Source organism: Nocardiopsis sp. CNS-639 (assembly GCF_000381685.1).
GTDB lineage: Bacteria > Actinomycetota > Actinomycetes > Streptosporangiales > Streptosporangiaceae > Nocardiopsis > Nocardiopsis dassonvillei.
The window spans coordinates 1-21,005 of sequence record NZ_KB906880.1; the positions used below are offsets into that span (position 1 = coordinate 1).

The following is a 21,005-nucleotide window of genomic DNA, read 5'->3' on the forward strand; positions in this document are numbered from 1 at the left end:
CGGCCACCCCCTGAGAACAGCCCGGTGGTTCCCCGCGCGTTGTTGGCCAGCATGTCCAAGCGCTCCATCATCTCGTCGAACCAGTCGGACCGGCCCAGACGGGCGAACTCGCCGGAGAGCCCGGCGAGCCGGGCCCGCAGGAACCGGATGTCGGCCCGGGTCAGCGGGTTGGCGATCCACGCGTTGGCGTCGAAGTCGTAGAAGGGCCGCATGCCGTTGATGTAGGCCAGCCCCTCCAGGTCGGTGGGGTCCTCCGGCGTGTACTCGTACTTGAACCAGGCCTTGCCGTGGTCGATGCCCGCCACGCGCCCCCGGCCCTGGTCCAGCCAGTTGCCCGGGTTGCGGTCGCCGTTGGCGATCAGCAGGTCCAGCAGGCCCAGCACGTGTCCGTCCCGTGTGTTCAGGAGCGGGGACCGCGGGTTGTCCAGGTGGGTGAACCCGGATTCGCCGTTCATGAAGTGCATGAACACCTCGGTCTCACCGATGCGCAGGACACCGGGCACGTTGGCGCCGATGGCGCGGCCCACCAGCGAGGCGAGCTGTTCGGCGTCGGCGCGGTCACGGGCGAAGGTGGCCCCCTCGGTGTCCTTGTAGACCGCCTGCGCGCCGTTGGCGAAGCGCATGAGGGTGGTGCTGCCGTCGGAGCCGTCCTCGACGAGTCCCTGCTGGCTCACCACGTCGAATCCGGTGGTTTCGGCCAGGTCCTCGACACCGGCGAAGGTCCCGTTCCACAGCATGAGCGCCGCGATCCGCTCGTCCTGGTCACCGTCCCGGGCCTGCGCGGTCTCCTCGGTCGAAGCCGCGGGCTGCTCGCCGTACGCCGCCGCGGAGGGGTCATGGAACCCGGTGGTGTACTGGTCGTTCTCCCCGTCCGCGGATGTGTCCCCTCGCTGGCCCGGGGCCCCGGTCATGGGGTAGGCCACGATGTCGGTCAGCGAGCTGGGCAGGGGGCGGTCGCTTCCGAAACCGGAGTCCAGGAGGCCGAGGGGGGCGTCCAGGGATTTCGGGTTGAGGAAGCTGAGGGGACCGCTTCCGTAACCGGAGTGCTTGGGGTCCAGGGAGTCGAAGGCGTGGTCGTCCCGGGCCCACAGGGGCTTGAACTGGTGGTCGTCGTCGAACGGTGTGCGGAAGGGCCGGTCCCGGACCGGTGTGTCGGGGGAGTCGTACAGGGACAGGTCGTCGTCGGAGACCAGGTCCGGAACCGCGTCCAGGTCCGGGGCGGAGTCCGTGTCCGAGTCGGTGTCCGAGTCCGAGTCGGAGAACGGGTCGCGCTGGTCCGCGGGCGCGCTGTCGCGGGGGCCCCGGCCGTCCTGGCCGTTCCCGCGCGAGGAACGGCCCTCGTCCCCGCCCCTTCCGCGGTTCCCGCCGTCGCCCCCGGAACCGCGCTCGGTGCCGGAGCCGCCCCCGCCGTCGGAACGGCCGTCGCCGCTGCCGGACCGGTCGCCCCCGCCGCGGGAGCGGCCGCCTCCGGTCCGGTCCTTGCCCGAGCCCTCGCCGCCGGTGCCGTCCTCGTCCCCGCGCCCGTCCTTCGGGGGGCCGTCGTCGGAGGACGTCCTCCCCGGCTCCACGGCCGCGTCGATCCTCTCCAGCAGCCTCCGTACGCTGTCGGCGCGCTTGCGGGCGCTGTCGGCGATCTTCTCGGCGTCGTCGCGGGCCTCCCGCGCGGTCTCCGCGGCCTCCTCCGCGCGCTCGGCCGCGGTCTCCGCCTTCTGGGCGGCCTGCTGCGCGTACTCATGGGCGCGGCGGGCGTCGGCGGCGGCCGCGTCGGCCGTCCTCACGGCCGCGTCGGCGGCGACCCGGGTGCTCTGGGCGATCCCGCCTGCCTCGTTCGCGCGCACGGCGGCCTCCCGGGCCTCCCGCGCGGTGGTCTCCGCCCTGGTGCGCAGGTCCTGTGCCTGCCGGGTCAGCCGGTTCGCGTCCTCGGTGGCCCGGGCGGCGCGCTCCGCCGCGTCGCGGGCGGTCTGCCGGGCCTCCTGGGCCCGTGTCCGCGCGTCCTGCGCGGCCCGGCGGGCGTCGTCCCGCCGGGTGTCCGTCGTCCTCGCGCGGTCGTCGGCCGTGTTCGGCGCGGTCCGCGATCCCGTGTCGCCGGGGGCCGTGTCCGGCGTGTTCGTCGTCCCCCGGGTACCGGTGCCGCCCGGCGCGGTCCGCCCGCCGGAGGAGGTCCGGGAGGCGTCCGCCGCCTGGGCCGCGAGGTCCGCGGTGGTGCGGGCCGTGCGGGCGTCGGCCTCGGCCTGTGCGGCGTTCCTGGCCACCTCCGCGGCGTTCGCCCGCACCTCGTCGGCCCTGGCCGCCGCCGCGTCCGCGGCGGTGCGGGCCTCCCCGGCCGCGTCGGCGGCCCGTCGGGCCGTCTCATGGGCGTTGCGCGCGTCCTGGGCGGCCCGGTCCGCGCTGTCGCGGTGGTGGGACGCGCTGGTGCTGAGCCCCTCGGCCCAGGTCCGCAGGGCTTCGGCGTCCGCGGCCGTCCGGTCGGCGTTCGCCTTCGCGGTGTCGGCCTCCGACTTCGCCGTCCCGGCGTCGGTCCGCGCCGTCTCCGCCGCGTCCCGGGCGGTGTCGGCCCGTTCGGCGATGCCCTCCAGGTCGGCGATCAGGCTGCCGGCCTCCTCGCGGGCCTCCCGCGCGGCCCTGTCCCGGGCGGCCCTGTCCCGGGCGTCCCGGGCGGCCGGGTCGCCGCCGGTGGTCCGGTCCCGCCCGGACAGGCCCTCCACCGCGGTGTTGAGCGCCCGGTACCGCTCGGGGGTCTCGTCGAGCGCGTCCACGAGGTCGGCGACGGCGTCCTCCTGCTCGCCCGCGGCCTCGCGGGCGCTGGTCGCCGAGGTGTCCGCGTCCGCCGCCTCGGAGACGGTCGTCCGGACCCGTTCGATGAAGGCGTCGCGGTCGGGTTCGGGCATCCTCGCGCGGGCGTCGTCGCGGGCGGTGGTGAAGGCGTCGCGGGTGGTCGTGGCGTCGGTGTGCGCCGTGTCCGCCGCCGTGCGCGCGTCGCGTACCTGCCGTTCGGCCCCCGGTGAGGGGGCGCCGTCGATCCCGGAGGAGGGGGCCCCTCCTTCCGTCCCGGCGGCGGGTGCTCCGCCCTCGGAGCCGGTGAGGGCGCGGGTGCCCTGCTGGATGTCGGCCCTGCCGTGGTCCAGGGAGGTGGACAGGCCGTTCGCGTCATCGCGTGCGCCACGGGCCTCCCGGACCGCCGTGTCCGCGGCGTCGGAGGCCTGCTGGACCCGCGCGTCCACGGTGTCCGTGTTCTGTTCCTGTCCGTCCCGGAGGCCGCTGGAGCCGCCGGGGTCCCGGGCGGGGGTGTCGGGTTCCGGCGCACGCAGGTTCAGCTCCGACATGAAGCGGTCGGCCAGTGTCTGGCTCGGCCCCGAGGGCGCGGGCGACGGGTCCGGCGGGGTCACGGTGACGGTCGGCTGGGGCTGTCTCGCGGCCGTGGTGGTGCCATCGGTGTTGCCGGTGGTCGTGGTGGTTCCGGAGGTGACGCCCCTGTCGCCGGTGGTGCCGGTGGTCGTTTGGCCAGCGGTCGTGTTTCCGGTCGTGCCGGTCGTCGTGGTGACAGCGTTCCCGGTGTTCTCCGTCCTGTTGCCGGTGCTCCCCTCGGTCCCCGTGGTCGTGTTCCCGGTGACCGGTGTGCGGGTGGCCGTCCCGTCGCCGCTGACCGCGTGCACGGGGGGAGCGGTGCCGCCGTCCGGCCCCTGACCGGCCTCTCCCAGCGTGGTGCGCGTGGTGTTCACGGTCTCGACCAGGGTGTCGATCTGGCGGTCGAAGTCGCGCAGCGCCTCCTTGTACTTGTCCTCCTGCTCCTTGTACGCGCTCTCGGCGCTCTCGTCGTCCGGCTCGGCGGCGAACCTCTCGGCCAGGCCCTCCAGCGGTGCCCGGGTGTCGGCGTACGCGGTCTCCGCCTTGCCGAACTCCTCCCGCGCCTGGTTGAGCCGGTCCATGGCGGGGGCCATGCCCTTCGCCTGGTCCGGCGTGAGGAAGCCCATCGCGATGGCGTCGGCCTCCGAGAACCAGCCGGCCATCCTGACCGTGACGTCGTCCACGCCCCAGCGGGTGGGCCGGGAGTAGAACGGGGTCGGCGCCAGGCTCGGGTCGTTCTGGTGGAAGGCGGCGGGCGCCTTGAGCTTGCTGCCCGCGGCGAACGCCCAGGTGGCGTCGTACTCCACCAGGTAGACGGGTCCCTGGCGGAGCTTGTCGGACTCCTGGTAGCCCTTGACTGCCTGGTTGGAACCCCTCTCGGAGCCGTGGGACGAGCTGGTGTTCACGGCCGCCGCGCCGGTGTGGATGCCCTCGTGGCTGTCGTAGGGGATGCCGCCGGTGGTCAGCCCGGACGGGCGGAACTCCCCGCCGCGGCCCTGGCTCCCGCCGTGGGAGTCGCCGACGCTGTTCGTCCTGGGCTGGACGCGGGAGTCGCTGAGCTGGCTGCCCGGCAGAGCGTCCAGGATCTTCGCCCCGCGGTTGCTCGGCACGACCTTGGCGCCCCACTCCGTGCGGCTGATGTCGGTGAACTGCACCCCCTCGGAGTTGCGCGAGGCCGACGGGTACACCGCCTTGAGGGCCTTGTCGCTGAGGCTGTGGTCGATCTCGTTGTACACCGGGTCCTGGCCGTAGGCGTCGGCGAGGTAGGCGCGCGCCGCGTCCGCCGTGGCCCGGGTGGGCTGCCCCCCTTCGGGGGTGCCGGGGGGCGGCTGCCAGCCCAGGGACTGCGCGATGACGACGTTGGCCTTGTCGCGCAGCGCCTGTCCGCCGTCCTGCACCATGGCCGGTTTGGTGATGGCGCTGTCGTTGCCGGGCCGGGGGCCGACGTCGTTCGTCCAGGCGCGCAGGGCCTCGGACACGGACGCGTGGACGGGGGCGGCGGGCCGCCGCGTCGTGCCGCCGTCCTCCGCGGCGGCGGGGGCGCGGCCGTCTCCGGTCGCGTCGGTTCCGGTCCGGTCGCCGGTGGTGCCGGTGGTCTCGCCGCCCTCCGGGGGCGGAGCGGTGTTCCGGTCGGCGGGAGCGGTCTGCGTGGAGCCGGTGCCCTCCGTGGACGTGGTGACGGCGGGGGGAGGCGCCGACAGGTCGGCGCCGGTGCTCCGCGCGCCGTCCCCCGTGGTGGTCGTGGTGGTCGTCGCCGGGGGGTCGAAGGTCATGTACGCGAACGGGTACAGCGTCTCGACCCGCCCGCTGTCGGCGGTGCCCGTGTACGTCGATCGCGGCGGGTTGCCGTTCTCCCCGCCCTTGGGTTCGCCGAGTTCGAGGGTGAGGGTCAGCCTCGTGTCCGCGCCGACCTTGGCGTACGGGGTGTTCAGGTGCAGCTCGGTGGTGCGGGCGTCGTCCTGTGACTGCCCGGAGGAGCGTCCGTCGTTGCTGGAGGAGGACACCGCGCCGGCGGGGGCGCCGAACAGCGGGCGGTGCTCCGGCTGGCCCTCCGAGCCCTGGTCGTCCTGGGCGTAGGGGAGGGGTTGCAACAGCACGCCGTCCGCGCCCACCGTCGTCCCGGTCCCCCTGCTCCGGGAGTCCGCGTCGGTCGCCTTCCACGTGTGCGACTCGATGTAGTAGCCGGACTGGCCGACGTACGAGACCTCGGTGCGGCTCGGGTCCCTGGTCAGGTTCACGTAGACCTTCGCCGGCGTGGCCGAGCGCATGGCGTGCGGACGCGAGTCCGAGGTGGGCTCCGGCCCCAGCGCGCGGACCTTGACCGGCACCGGGACGGTGGAGTCCGGATTCTGGCCCAGGTGCGTGGTCAGTTTCTGGAGCAGGAGCTCCCGGCCACCGCTCGTCAGCTCCAGTCCGTTCGAGGCGAGGTCGTTCACCAGCTCCTGGATGGCGGCCTCGGGGTCGGCGGGCTGGATCTGCCTGCCGTTGTCCTCGAACCCGGGACGTACCCGCGCGTTCTCGGGCTTCTTGGGGTTGGGCTGCGGGCTCAGGTCCACTCTGTCGCCGTCGCGGGTCGCCTGATCCAGCACCAGCCCCTCCTGCTGGGCGTCTCGGGAGTGCACGTAGCCCGCGAGCAGGTTCTGGACGGGGGCGGTCCACCCGTGGAACAGGGTCTTCCAGTTCAGGGGCGGGCCGATGGTCCAGTTCTTCGCGAACTCGATCGCCTGGGTGAGGCGGCCGGAGGCGCGGAAGGCGTACACCCTCGTGTTGTCCGGGATGAACAGCACCGACGACGTGAACGAGGTCGACTGGGTGTGCGAGGTGCCGCGGGAGAAGAACGTGCGGGAGAGGGAGGTCCCGAACACCGGGATCGGTCTGACGGCCTCGTTGGGCAGGGAGTCGTCAGAGGGGTGCGGGTTCGGGTTGCGGGTCCCGCTCCCCCCGAACCTGAGGCCGAGGCCGCCGGTCAGGGAGGAGGTGGTGGACAGGGTCACCTCGCTGCCGCCGTTCCACCGCATCTGGGCGCCGACGGGCCGGAAGTCGGTGACGGTGTCGATGTCGACCCTGGTGGCGACGGTGGCGCGGACGTCGTGCGGTGACCAGAGGCCGCCGCTCATCTCCTGGCGGATGCGGGAGCCCGACGGCGTGGTCACGCTCCTGCTCGCGGCCAGTTCCTCCGCCGACAGGTGGTTCTCGAACTGCCGGCCGCCCCCGGAGGAGTCGGAGAGGAACGACTCCAGCTTGCGCCGGTATCCGTCGTGGAGGCCGCTGCGCGTGTCGGAGAAGGTCCGGTAGGTCTCCTCCAGCAGCCCGCGCATGCCCCGGCTCCCGGCGTCGAAGTGGGTGTTCACGCGCTCGAAGGTGCCGCCGATGCGGCGGATCGCCTGGGCGCGGGCCTGGTCCAGGGTCAGCGGGCCCTGCTGGGGACGGTTGGACGGGGCGTCGTCCCCGTTCCGGCCGCCTCCCGTCCGGGTGTTCTCCGGCGTCGTCCCGGTGCTGGTGTTCGTGGTGTCGCCGGGGGGAGCCGGTGTGGTCAGGGCGGCGGACTGGTCGGTGCCGGTGGTGTTCGTGGTGCCGCTGGGGGGAGCCGGGGAGGTGAGGGCGGCGGGCTGGTCGGTGCCCGTGACCGGGGTGGTGCCCGCGGGAGGCGCGGTGGTGGTCTGGGAAGTGGTGACGACCTCGGTGCCTCCGCCGAACAGGCGTCCCCAGGTCTGCACGACCCCGTCCCGTACGACGGTCCACCGGCCCGCGCGGTCGTCGCCCGCCGTGCCGTCGGCGGTGATCCGCGGGACGAAGTTCCGGACGATCATGTCCCGTGCCTGCTCGGGCGTGAGCGGTTGCCGGACGCCCGTCGTGGCGGGCGCCGTGTTCCCGGTGGTGTCCGTCTGAGCGGAGTCCCCCTCCCGTGCGGCGGTGGCGTCGGTGGTGGCGGTGGTCTCGGGGGCGTCGCGCGTCTCCCGCCCGTCGGAGGAGGTGGCGGTCTCGCCGTCGCGGGACGTGCCCGTGGGGTCGGACACGGTCCGCGGGGAGTCGGAGGCCGTCGGCGGCGCCTTGGGAGTGAGGAGGACCATCTGGGCGTCCATCCCCTTGCCCAGGAGCGGGATGCCGTGTTCGCGCTGGGGCCGGTCGTCGCGCGCCATCCCGATGTCGTCGTGCTCGAACAGCCGCGCGGTGAAGCGGGTGCGGGACGTCCACACGTCGGAGTCGCCGTTGAACAGCACCGTCTCCTCGGAACTGTGCGAGAGTCCCTGGCTGGACCCCTTGCCGTCGTTCAGGGACGCGTTCAACGAGACCGAGGGGTTCCCCATCACCCGGGGGACGCCGCGTGCGTCGGCGCCCGCGTCGGTGCGCACGCTGGCGCCGACGTTGACGCCGACCGAGTGGCCGACGCTCGACCCCTTCGTGGTGGTGATCCCCGCCGAGCCCGCGAACCGCGCGCCCCCGCTGGCGGTCGTGTCGAACTGGTGCTCCAGGCGGTCGAAGTCGCCGTAGACGCGCACGGTCACCGTCTCGGGGCGGCCGCCCCTGTCCTTGCGGATCATCTTCGGGTCGATGACGGCGGATTCCTTGAGGCGGACCGGGATGCCGTCGCCGGGCAGGTCGGGGGCACCGCTCCTGAGCCCGGACTCGGAGAGCGCGTTGACGACCTTGAGGGTGTTCTCCCGCGCCACGTCCACGTTGCGGCGCAGGCCCCAGCGCTCGCGGAAGCTGCGGACCGCGTCCGGCTCCATGTGGCTGGGGCGGACGGCGTAGTCCTTGCCGGTCCGCGCGAGGTCCGGGATGACCATCCCGGGGCGCTTCTCGGCGATGCCGCTGAGCACACGGTAGGCCAGGTCGTCGTAGAACGGGCGCTGCGGTGAGGGAGGCGTCCGGGTGTCTCCGTCGGCGCCGTTGTCCCCGGTGCCTTCCGTCGTCCCGCCGCTGTCCGCCGGAGCGGGTGAGGGGAGGTGGCCGAAGCCGCGTACGGTGGCCCCGCTCAGGTCCGTGGGGTGGTCCACCGCGAGGTTGGGGAACGGGGGCCTGGGCGGCGCGGCCGGTCCGTCGGTCGGGGACGGGGTCTTGGGGAGTTCGCCGTTGAGCTGGCGGGCGTCCTCGACCGTGAGCAGTTCGACGGAGTTGCCCTCGAAGCGGTGCGGCTGCGGCTCGCCCTGGATGTGGACGTAGAAGTCGCGCTTGACGTCGTAGGCCGCGTGGCCCGACGGGGCGTGTACGACGTGGCTGCTCGTCCCCGAGGTGTTGAGCGTGGTCCCCGTGCTCTTCTCGAAGGTCGCCGAGTACTCCACGAAGGGCAGGTCGAGCCGGACGCTCTTGCCGTTGGGCAGTTCGAGCCAGATGCCGAAGCCGCCGCCGATCGAGCCGGACGCCACGCTGGAGTGCTTCACGCTGGAGGAGTCGCTCTTGACCGCGGTGTTGCTGTGCACGAAGTCGGCCAGGCCGGGGGCGAAGTCCTTGCGGTCGTACTCGGTCGCCACCGACCACATCCGCATGATGCGGGGATGGCTGCCGGGGATCTCGATCCGGATGTGCGCGGAACTGTTGGACATCTGCGGCAGGTACTGCTGCAACCGGTCGTTGTCGAAGGCGGCCTCGATCCGCGCGCGGTACTCGTCGTCGCGCCGTTCCCTCCGGGAGGGGGTGTGGTCGCCGCCCCGGTTCCCCTTGGGAGGGGGGAGGAGGTGGTCGGCGAGCCAGGTGCCGAGGGTGCTCCCGCCCGGCCTGCCGCCGCCTCCCGTGGTGGCGGTGCCGCCGTGGCGGTCTCCTCCGCCCCTGCGGTCGGTCCCGTCCCCGCGGTCGCCTTCACCGCCGCGGCCGTCCTCTCCGCCGCGGCCGGTCCCGCCGTCGCCGGACGCGGTGCTCACGCCGGTTCCGGTGCCGGACACCGCCGGGGCCTGGGAGAGTCGGGTGATCTCCAGCGGGTGGCCGGTACCTGTGAACGGCCGGTTCACCGGCTCGTGGTGCCCGTTCGCGTCCTTCGGTCCGTTGTCGGGCACGATCCGCCGGGGGGCGTCGGAGGTCACCACCTCGCCGGGCAGGTTCATGGCCAGCCCGTTGTACGCGGTCCCCTCCTGGACGCGCGGCGCGGTGAGGCCGGGACCGGTGACCGACGCCCTCATACCGAGGTCTCCGACGTAGACGTTCGGGGCGCCGAGCAGTTCGATGCCGCTCGCGGCGTTGGCGCTGGCCGAGGCCGACCCGGAGGTGCCCCGGACCCTGGCGCCGCCGCGCCCGCCGACGGCCGCGATCGGCCCGGCGTCGTTGCCGTCGACGCCGGTCACGTAGAAGGGGCTCATCGTGAACTTGCCGCCGACGGTCTTGCCCGCGCCGCGTGACCCGCCGTCGCTGGAGTCCACCCCGGGCCCCGCGTCGTTGAGCCGCAGGAACCTGGAGTCCCCGCCGCCGCTCAGGGCCTCGGCGTCGACGTGGTAGAAGTCGTCGCCGAGGGAGCGCAGGTCGACGTCGGCGCTCCAGGTCTGCCCGCCCTGGGTGGTGCTGACGGTGCGCCCGCCCTCGCGGAGGAAGGGGCGCGGCCCCTCCCTCGTGAGGATGTCGACCACGCCGTCCACGATTCCCTGCCGCGCGGTGTCGGGCATGCCCGGTGTGTTGGCCAGGACGTCGTCGACGAACCCGGGCAGGTGCTCGGCGAAGAGCATGTGCGGTCCGAGGAGGTTGGACGTGGTCAGGTAGCCCAGGTCGTAGCTCTGACCGCTCCGGTCCGGCACGAAGCCGCCGTCGTAGGTGAGGGCCGGAAGCGGCGGGGGCGGTGGTGCGCCCTCCGGAGGTGCGCCCTCCGGAGGTGCCCCCTCCGGTGATGTGTCCTCCTGGCGGACGGGGGTTTCCGTGTTGAGGGGGTCGAGCTGGATGTCCCTGCTGGTTCCGCCCAGGGGGACGGGGCCGGTGTCGCCGCTCGGGCCCGCGGGGGTCGTCATGACGGTCATGACGGTGATCGGGTTCCCGGGGCGCAGCAGATCGGCCTGCATCTGGGCGAAGTCGCGGTAGTTGAGGTAGGCCTCGTTGGCTTCGCGCTGCGTCTGGTAGGCGCGGGCGCGCAGGTCGGCGGCGTCGGGGCGACCCTGGCTCTCGGCCTCCCGGCTCCGGCCGACCAGGTCCTGGGCGCGCTGGTAGCCGCTGATCGCGTCCTTGATGCTGGCCGAGACCAGCTCCTGGAGCCGGGTGGCGGCGGTGATCCCGTCCGACACGGCCTGGGGGGAGGGGCGGCCGCGGCCGCCGGTGTTCGCGGGAGCGGAGCGGTCCTGGTCGCCTCCGCCCCGGGAGCGGTTGCCGTGGTCCGGTTCCGTGCCGCGGCCCCTGTCTCCGTCCTCGGTGCCGGAACCGTGCTGGTCGTCGGAGCGGTCACTGTCCTGGCCGCTCCGGTCGCCGCCGTCGGCGCTGTTGCCGTTGTCGCCCGAACCGTCCTCGCCCCGACCGCCGTCCTTGTCGTCGTCCTTCCTCCGGCCGTCGTCGGAGGACGTCCTCTCCGGCCCCACGGCCGCGTCGAGGCTCCCCAGGAGGTTCCGTACGCTTTCGGCGCGTTCGCGGGCGCTGGTGGCGATGTTCTCGGCGTCGTCGCGGGCCTTCTCAGCGGTCTTCGCGGCTGCCTCGGCGCTCTTGGCCGCGGTCTCCGCCTTCTGGGCGGCCTGCTGGGCGGAATCGTGCGCGCGTCGGGCGTCGGCGGCGGCCGCGTCGGCCGTCTTCACGGTCGCGTCGGCGTCCCCCCGGGCCTTCTCCGCGATCCCGCGCGCCTCGTTCGCCCGGGCGGCGGCCTCCCGGGCCTCCCGCGCGGTGGTCTCCGCCCTGGTGCGCAGGTCCTGTGCCTGCTTGGCCAGCTGCTTCGCGTCCTCGGCGGCCAGGGTCGTGGTCCGCACCGCGTCGCGTGTGGTCTGCCGGGCCTGCCGGGCCCGCTCCCGTGTGTCCTCCGCGGCCCGGTGGGCGGCGTCCTGCCGGGTGTCCGCCGTCCCTCGGGCGTCGGTGCCGTCCGATGTCGTCCGCCCGCCGGGGGAGGGCTGGGGAGCGTTCGCCGCCGCCCGGACCGCGCGGTCCGCGGCGGTACGGGCCGCGCGGGCGTGGTCATCGGCCTGCTTGGCTCTGTCGGTGGCGGCCTCCGCGCGGGTGCTCACCTCGGCGGCCCTGTCCGCGGCGGCACGGGCCTTCTCGGCCGCGTCGGCGGCCCGTCGGGCCGTCTCATGGGCGTTGCGCGCGTCTTGGGCGGCCCGGTCCGCGCTGTCCCGGTGGTGGGACGCGTTGGTGCTGAGCCCCTCGGCCCAGGTCCGCAGGGCTTCGGCGTCCGCGGCCGTCCGGTCGGCCTCGGCCTTCGCGGTGTCGGCGTTCGCCTTCGCGGCGTCGGCGTCGGTCCGCGCCGTCTCCGCCGCGTCCCGGGCGGTGTCGGCCCGCTCGGCGATGCCCTCCAGGTCGGCGATCAGGCTGCCGGCCTCCTCGCGGGCCTCTCGCGCGGCCCTGTCCCGGGCGTCCCGGGCGGCCGGGTCGCCGCCGGTGGTCCGGTCCCGCCCGGACAGGCCCTCCACCGCGGTGTTGAGCGCCCGGTGCCGTGCCAGGGTTCCGTCGAGGTCGTTCCCGAGCCCGACGACGGTGTCCCTGTGCTGGTCGGCGGTCTCCTGCGCGGTGGCGGCCGCGCTCTCGGCCGCCGTGGCGGCCGTCTCGGCCTGTTCGGGGGAGGCATCCCCACGGGGTTCGGGTCTCTTGGTGAGGGCGTCGTCGCGGGTGGTGGTGAGGGCGTCGCGGGTGGTGGTGGCGTCGGTGTGCGCCGTGTCCGCCGCCGTGCGCGCGTCACGTGCCTGCCGTTCGGCCCCCGGTGCGGGGGCGCCGTCGGCCCCGGCGGCGGGTGCTCCGCCCTCGGAGCCCGTGAGGATGCTGTTGCCGTTTCCCAGCTCGGTCGTGCCGTTCCCCAGGGCGGTGGAGAGGTCGTTCGCGGCGTCGCTCGCGGCACGGGCCTCCCGGTCAGCGGTGTCCGCGGCGTCGGAGGCGCGCTGGACCCGCGCGTCCACGGTGTCCGTGTCCCGGACGGGGGTGTCGGGCTCCGGGGCGACGAGGTTCAGTTCCGCGCGGAAGCGGTCGGCCAGTGCCTGGCTCGGTCCCGTGGGCGCGGGTGCCGGGTCCGGTGGCGGGGTCACGGTGATGGTCGGCTGGGGCGCGCTGGTGGTCGTGGTGGCGCCATCGGTGTCGCCGATGGTCGTGGTGTTTCCGGAAGCGGCACCTGTGACGACGGCAGTGCTGTCGGTGCCGGTGGTCGTGTTTCCGGTCGTGCTGGTGGTCGAGGTGGTGTTGGCGGGGGCCGGTGTACGGGTCGTCGTCCCCCCGCTCGTGTCACCGCTCGACGTGCGCCCGGGGGGAACGGTGCCGCCGTTCGTCCCCTGGCCGACGCCCCCCAGGGCGGTGCGCGTGTCGTTCAGGGTCTGGACCAGGGCCTTGATCTTCTGGTTGAAGCTGGCCAGCGCCTTCGTGTACTCCTTCTCCTGGTCCTCGTAGGCCTTCCTGGCGCTCTGCTCGTTCGGCTTGTCGGCGTACTTCCGGGCCAGGCCCTCCATCGGGGCCCGGGTGTCGGCGTACTTGGCCTCCGCCTTGCTGAACTCCTCCTGCGCCTTGTGGATGCCGTCCTTGACGGGGCCCAGGCCCTTGACCTGGTCCGGCGTGAGGAAGCCCATCGCGATCGCGTCGGCCTCCGAGTACCACTTGGCCATCCGGATCGTGGTCTGGTCCACGATCCACCGGGTGGGCCGGGAGTGGAGCGGGGTCTGCGGAAGGCTCGGGTCGTTCAGGTGGAAGGCGGCGGGCGCCGTGAGCTTGCTGCCCGCGGCGAACGCCCAGGTGACGTCGTGCTCCACGAGGTAGAAGGGCCCCTGGCGGAGCTGGTCGGACTCCTGGTAGCCCTTGACGGTCTGGTTGGAGCCCGACGAGGCCCCGTGGGACGAGCCGGTGTTCGCGGCCGCTGCGCCGGTGTAGATGCCCTCGTGGCGGTCGTAGACGGGACTCTCGGTGCTTATCCCCGCGGGGCGGAACCCGCCGCCGAAGCCCCGGCCCCCGCCGTGGGAGCTGCCGGAGCTGTCCGTCCGGGGCCGGACACGGGAGTCGCTGAGCTGGCCGTCCGGCCGCGCGTCCAGGATCTTCGCTCCGCGGGTGCTCGGCAGGGCCTTGGCGCCCCACTCGGTGTGGTTGCTCCGCACCACCCTGTCGATCCACCCGGGGAGTTCGATGTCCTTGAAACTCACCCCCTCGGGATCGAGTGAGGCCGACGGGTCCATCGCCTTGATGGCCTCGTCGCTGAGGCTGGCGTCGATCTCGTTGTAGACCGGGTCCAGTCCGTAGACGTCGGCGAGGTGGGCCCGCGCCGCGTTCGCCGTCTCCTCGGCCGACTTCCCCTCGGGCGGCTTCCAGCCGGCGGACCGCGCGACGACGATGTTGGCCTGCTCGCGCAGCGCCTTTCCGTAGTCCTGCACCATGGTCGTCAGTGCGAGGGCGGAGTCGGTGCCGGGACGTGGACCCGCCTCACGGGTCCACGTGCGCAACGCGTCGGCCTGGGAGGCGTAGATGGGGGCTCCGGACCGCCGCGTGGTGCCGCCGTCCTCCGCGGGCGCGGGGGCGCGGTCGTCGCCGGTCGTGCCGCTCCCGGTCCGGTCGCCGGTGGTGCCGGTGGTGTCGCCGCCTTCCGGTGCCGGAGTGGTGTCCCGGTCGGCGGGAGCGGTCTGCGTGGAGCCGGTGCCTTCCGTGGACGTGGTGACGGCGGGGGCCGGCGGAGGCGACAGCGTGTCGGTTCCGGTTCCCTGCGTGCCGCCTTCCGGGGTGTCCGTCGCCGGGGGGTCGAAGGTCATGTACGCGAGCGAGTACAGCGTGTCGACCCGTCCGCTGTCAGCGGTGACCTCGTAGGTCGATTGCGGCTTCCTGCCGTTCTCCCCGCCCTTGGGTTCGTCGAACTGGAGTTTGAGTTTGAGGGTCGTGTCCGTGCTGACCTTCGCGTACGGGGTTTTCAGGTGCAGCTCGATGGTGCGGGCGTCGTCCTGGGACTGCCCGGAGGAGCGCCCGTCGTTGCTGGACCCGGAGACCTCCCCGGCGGGGGTGGTGAACAGGGCGCGGTGTCCCGGCTGTCCGTCCGGCCCCTGGTCGTCCTGGGGGTAGGGCGGAGGTATCAGCAGCGCGCCGTCCGAGCTCACCGTCCTGCTGGTCTCGTCGCTCCGCGAGTGCGCGTCGGTCGCCTTCACCGTGTGCGACTCGATGTAGTAGTCGGCCTGGTCGACGTGCGAGACCTTGGTGCTCTTCGGGTCCCTGATCAGTTCCACGTAGAGCTTCCCCGTGAAGCTCGAACGCTGCGGCCGCGGCTTCGAGTCCGAGGTGGGCTCCGGGCCCAGCGCGCGGACGTTGAGCGGCAGCGGGGCGGTGGGGTCCGGGTTCTGGGCCAGGTGCGTGGTCAGCTGCTTCAGCAGGGCCTCCCGGCCGCCGCCGAGCGTCAGCTCCAGTCCGTTCGAGGCGAGGGAGTCCACCAGGGCCTGGGCGGCGGCCTCGGGGTCGGCGGGCTGGATCTGCCTGCCGTTGTTCTCGAACCCGGGACGCACCCGCGCGTTCTCGGGCTTCTCCGGGTTGTCGTGGGGGCTCAGGTCCACGCTGTCGCCGTCGCGGGTCGCCCGGTCCTGGACCATCCCTTCTTCCTGGGCGTCGCGGGAGTGCACGTAGCCCGAGGCCAGATCCGAGACCGGACGGGTCCACCCGCGGAACAGGGTCTTCCAGTCCAGGGTCGGGCCGATGCTCCAGTTCTTCAGGGACTCGGTGAGGAGGGTGATGCTGCCGGAGGCGCGGAAGGCGTAGGCCTTGGTGTTGTTCGGGATGAACAGCACCGACGACGAGAACGTGGACGACTGGTTGTGCGACCTGTTGCGGGAGAAGAACGTGCGGGAGAAGGAGGTCCCGAACACCGGGATCGGTCTGACGGCCTGGTTCGGCAGGGAGTCGTCGGAGCCGGGCGGGTTCGGGTTGCGGGCTCCGCCCCCGCCGAACCTGAGTCCGAGGCTGCCGCTCCGGGAGGAGACCGCGGACAGGGCCGTCTCGCTGCCGCCGCCCCACCGCATCTGGGCGTCGACAGGGCGGAAGTCGGTGACGGCGCCCATCTCGGACCTGGTGACGTTGGTGACCCGGACCTTGTGCGGTGACCAGAGACGGCTGCTCATCTCGTGGCGGGAGCGGGAGCCGAACCGGCTGGTCGTGCTCTTGTCCGTGGCGAGTACCTCCGACGACAGGGACTCCTCGATCCGCTGACCGTTCCCGGGCGACCGGGAGAGGTACGACACGCGCTTGCGCGTGAACCCGTTCTCGGAGAGGGCCCGGTACACCTGGTCCCGCAGCCCGGAGGTCCGGTCGCTGTCGTCGAAATGGGTTCTCACGTGCTCGAAGAAGGCACCGGCGCGGTGGAGCGCCTGGGCGCGGCGCTGCCCCAGGGTCGGCGGGTCCTGCGGCGTCCGGTCGTTCGAGGAGCCGTCCCCGCCCCTCTCGCCTCCGGGGGGAGCGGTCTCCGGCGCCGTACCGGTGGTGGTGTCCGTGGTGCCTCCCGGGGGAGGCGGCGGGGCGGTGAGGACGGTCTGGTTGCCGTCGGCGCCCGTGACCGCGGTGGTGCCCGCGGGAGGCGCGGCGGTGTTCTGGGAGGGTGTGGCGGTATCGGCGCCCCCGCCCAACAGGCGTCCCCAGGTGTGCACCGCCCCGTCCCGGACGGCGGTCCACAGGCCGCCCCGCCCGCCGCCCGTCGGGGTGGGCCTCAGGGTGAGCATGTCCTTCACCCGCTCGGGCGGGAGCGCTTGCCAGTCGTCGGTCGTGTCGGTGCCGGTCGTGTCGGTCTCGGTCCGTGTGGGGTCCGGGGCCGTCGGGGACGTCTTGGGCGTGAGGAGGACCACCTGCGTGTCCATCCCCCCGTCTTTCAGGAGCGGTGTCCCGTGTTCGTGCTGGGACCTGCCGTCGCGTGTCATCCCGAGGTCGTCGTTCTCGAACAACCGGGCGGTGAAGCGGGTGCGGGACGTCCACACGTCGGAGTCGCCGTTGAACAGGACCGTTTCCTCGACGCTGCGGGAGATGCTCTGGGCGGAGTCCCTTCCGAAGCCCAAGGAGGTGAACAGCGCGACCATCGGGTTCCCCAGCGTGCCGGGAACACCGCGTGCGTCGCCCTTGGCGTCGTCGCGCACACTGCCGCCGACGGTGAAACTCAGCGAGTGGTTGAGGTTCGACCCCTTCGTGACGGTGACGCCGGACGAGCCGGTGAACCGGCCGCCTCCGCTGGCCGTCGTCTCGAACTGGTGTTCGAGTTTTCCGAATTCGCCGTAGACGCGCAGGGTCACGTGGTCGGGGCGCAGACCCCTGTCCGGGAGGACCGTCTTCCCGTCGATCACGGCGGTTTCCCTGAGGCGGACCGGGATGCCGTCGTAGGGCAGGTCGGACTTGCTGCTCTTGATGCGGGACTCGGAGAGCGCGTCCCTGACCTTCTGGGTGTTCTCCCGCGCCACGTCCGCGTTGCGGCGCAGGCCCCAGCGCTCGCGGAAGCTGCGGACCGCGTCCGGCTCCATGTGGCTGGGGCGGACGGCGTAGTCCTTCCTGGTCCGCGCGAGGTCCGGGATGACCATACCGGGGTGCTTCTCGGAGATGCCTTTGAGTACTTCGTACGCCAGGTCGTCGTAGAACGAGCTCTCCGGTGAGTTGTACGTCTTGGTGTCGCCGTCGGTGCCGTCGTTCCCGGTCCTGTCCGTAGTCGTGTTCGCGGCCCCGGTGTCGTCGGTCCCTGTGTTCCCTGTGGTGCTGCTTGTGGTGTTGGCGTTTCCGGTGGTGCCAGTGGTTCCACTGTTGTTTTCCGGAGCGGGCGGGGGGACGTGGCCGAACCCGAGCACGGTGGCCCCGCTCAGATTCGTGGGGCGGTCCACCGCGAGGTTCGGGAACGGGGGCCTGGGCGGCGCGGCCGGTCCGTCGGTCGGGGACGGGGTCTTGGGGAGTTCGCCGTTGAGCAGGCGGGCGTCCTCGACGCTGAGCAGTTCGACGGAATTGCCCTCGAAGCGGTGCGGTCGCGGCTCGCCCTGGATGTGGACGTAGAAGTCGCGCTTGACGTCGTAGGCCGCGTGGCCCGACGGGGCGTGCACGATATCGCTGATCGTCCCCGAGGTGTTGAGCGTGGTGCCCGTGCTCTTCTTGAGCGACGCCGAGTACTCCACGGCGGGTGCTTCGAGCCGGATGCTCTTGCCGTCCGGCAGTTCGAGCCAGATGCCGAAGCCGGTGCCGATCGAACCGGACACCGTGGTGGAGCGCTGCACGTCGGAGGAGACGCTCTTGACCGTGGTGTTGCTGTGCACGAAGTCGACCAGGCCGGGGGCGAAGTCCTTGCGGTCGTACTGGGTCGACACCGACCACATCCGCATGTACCGGGAAGGGCTCCCGGGGATGTCGACCCGGATGTGCGCGGAACCGTTGGACATCTGCGGCAGGTACTGCTGCACCTGGTCGTTGTCGAAGGCGGCCTCGATCCGCGCGCGGTACTCGTCGTTGCGCTTCTCCTTGCTGGAGGGGGTGTGGCCGCCGCCCCGCTTCCCCTTGGGAGGGGGGAGGAGGTGGTCGGCGAGCCAGGTACCGAGGCTGTTCTGCCCCGGTCTGCCGCCGTCGCCCGTCGTCGCGGTGTCGGTGCTGTCACCGCGGTCGCCGGAGGCGGTGTTCCCACCGGTTCCGCCGTCGGATGCCGGTGGGGCCGGGGAGAAGCGGGTGATCTCCAGCGGGTGGCCGGCACCTATGAACGGGCGGTTCACCGGCTTGTGGTGCCCGTTCGCGTCCGTCTTCCCGTTGTCGGGCGTGATCTGCCGGGGACCGTCGGAGGAGACCGCCTCGCCCGGCAGGTTCATGATCAGCCCGTCGTACGCGGTCCCCTCCTGCACACGCGGCGCGGTGAGGCCGGGTCCGGTGACGGACGCCTTCATACGCAGGTCGCTGACGTAGACGTTCGGGGTGCCGAGCAGTTCGATGCCGGTACTGGAATTGGCGCTGACCGAGGCTGTTCCGCCGGTGCTCCGGACCTGGGAGCCGCCGCGTACGCCGATGGAGAAGATCGGCCCGGCGTCGCTGCCGCTGACGTTGGCCAGGTAGATGGGGCTTCCCGTGAACTTGACGCCGACGGAGCCGCTCCCGTTCTGGGAACCGGATTCGCTGGAGGACACCCCGGGCCCGGCGTTGTGGAGCCTCAGGTGCCTGGAGTCCTCGCCGCTCAGGGACTCGGTCTTGAAGTGGTAGAAATCGCCGTCGAGTGAGCGCAGGTCGATGTCGGCGCTCCACGTCTGCCCGTCGTGGGTGGCGCTGACGGTGCGCCCGCCCTCGCGGAGGAAGGGGCGCGGCCCCTCCTTCGTGAGGATGTCGGCCACGCCGTCCAGGATCTGCTGACGTGCGGTTTCGGGCATGTCCGGCGTGTTGGTCAGGACGTCGTCGACGAACCCGTGCAGGTGCTCGGCGAAGAGCATGTTCGGACCGAGGAGGTTGGACGTGGTCAGGTAGCCCAGGTCGTACGGCTCGTTCCGGTCCGGGGTGAAGGTGCCGTTGTAGGTGGGGGCCGAGGGCTCCTGCGGTGGGGTCCCCTCCGGCGGTGCGCCCTCCGGCGCCGTCCCCTCCGGTGGTGCGTCCTCCGGTGCGGTCTCCTCCTGGTGGACGGGGGAGTCGGTGTCGAGCGGGCCGAGCGGGATGTCCCCGTCGGTACCGCCGAGGGGGACGGGTCCCGCGTCCTCGCTCGGGCTCGCGGGAGTCTCCAGGACGGTCATCACGGTGACCGGCTGGTCGGTGCGCAGCAGATCGGCCTGCATCTGCGCGAGGAAGTCGTAGGTCCGGTAGGCCTCGTTGGCCTGGCGCTGTGCCTCGTGGGCCTGGGCGCGCAGGTCGGCGGCGTCGGGGCGGCCCTGGCTCTCGGCCTCCCGGGTCTGGCTGACCAGGTTCTGGGCGCGCTGGTAGCCGCTGATCGCGTCCTTGATGCTGGCCGAGGCCATCTCCCCGAGCCGGATCGCGGTGGTGATCCTGTCCGGCGGGGTCTGGGGGGAGGGGGACCTCTGCCCGTTGGCGGGCGCGGGGGCGGACGGACCGTCCTGAACGGGCGGGAGCGCCATGACGGGCGGCGGGACGGGCGCGATGGGAGGGGCGCCGTCCTGCTCCTCACGGGGTGGCGGAACGGCGTCCCGGTCGTCCTGGGAGTCGGCCGGAGGGGCGGGCTCTGGGGAGCGGTCGTCCAGCGTCCCTGGGAGGGGATCGGTGTCCTCGGCCTGCGGCGGCGGCCCGCTCTCCGTCCTGACGGTGGTATCGCTGTGGTCGGCGCGTTCGTCGGCGCGTTCGTCGGCGCGTTCGTCGGCGCGTTCGTCGGCGGCGGTCGGCGAGGGCGGCGGACCGTCCTCCGACTCCGTCCGCTGCTCGGAAACGCTCACGGTGTCGGGGTTCGCGTGCTGTTCGTTCGTCGGGCTGTCGTGGTCGTCCTGCCCGGTGGTGTTTCCGGTGGTCTGGGTCTGGGGTGGGGGTGTGGGGTCTGTTGCGGGGGTCCGGAGGTCGTCGCCGGTGGTCTGTTGTGCGGTGGTGTCGGGGGTGGTGGTGTCGTTGGTGCGTTGGGGTGAGCGTTCACCGCCGCCGCGCTCGGAGGACGCGGGGCGCTGGCCGGTGTCGGGGGCCGGGTTCTGCGGGGCGGGTGAGGGTGGTGGAGCCGCCTGGCCGACCGGAGGCGCGACGGCGACGGGGGCGGTGTTCTGCTGCTGCTCCTGTTCGGGGGCGGAGCGGTCGCCGGTGTTCCCCGTGTTGGGCGCGGTCTGCTCGGTGTTGGGGAGTGCGGCCGCCATGGGGTTGTCGGGGACGATGGCGTTGAGGAAGTCGGCGGCCAGGGGGCCGTTGTTCGTGCCCGTCCGGAAGGGGTCGTGGCCGGACCCGGGGTGGGGGGAGTCCACTCCGAGCGGCTCGTTCCGCGGTCCCGGGACGGAGGGCGCGTCGGGGCCGGGCCCCTTGTCCGTCTTGGTGTTGGCGGTGTTCTGCTGGGGGGTGGCCTCGTCGGTGTCGAACAGTGAGGCCTCGTCGTCGCTGTCGTAGGGCGAGGAGTTCTCGTCCCGGTCGAAGACGGAGGATGTGTCGCTGTCGGAGTCGCTGTCGTACAGGGATTGTTCGTCGTCCCGCGAGGACGGGGCGGGTTCGCCGTCGCGGTCGTCCGTTTGCTGGGTTCCGTCGCCGGGTGCGGGTGCGGGGGTGTTGCCGCTGTTGCGTTCGGGGGTCCGGTTGCCGTTCTGGCCGGGGTCGTCGTCCCCGCGCCACCAGGGGTCGGTTTCGCCGGGGTCGGTGCGGTCGTCGGTCCGGTTGTCGGAGCCGTTGCTCTGGGTCTGGGGCGGGGGTGTGTCGAGGTCGGGTTTGTCCTTGTCCTTGAACAGGTCGGCGCCGTGCAGGATGCCGTCGGTGGCGCCCTGCTGGATGCCCGCCTGGGTGGCGCCCGCGGTCGCGGAGTAGCCGGAGGCCTCCCAGCCTTTGCCGTCGGCCATGCTGCCCAGGCCTTCACCGAGGTAGCCCTCCAGGGCTCCGGTGCCGATGTTGCCGCCGACCTGTTGGGCGTAGGTGCTGGTTTTGGAGAAGTAGTCGTTGAGGGGTTGTTGGAGGGTGACCGGTACGTCTGAGAGGTGGTCGCGGGTGGAGGGGGGCAG

1 protein-coding gene is annotated in these 21,005 nt (G+C 72.9%); it reads right to left on the minus strand.

Translation table 11 applies throughout. The features are described from left to right. Positions 1 to 21,005, minus strand: a 21,005-nt coding sequence (locus tag G011_RS30295) for a hypothetical protein (protein WP_036553146.1), incomplete at both ends; no start/stop codon positions are given.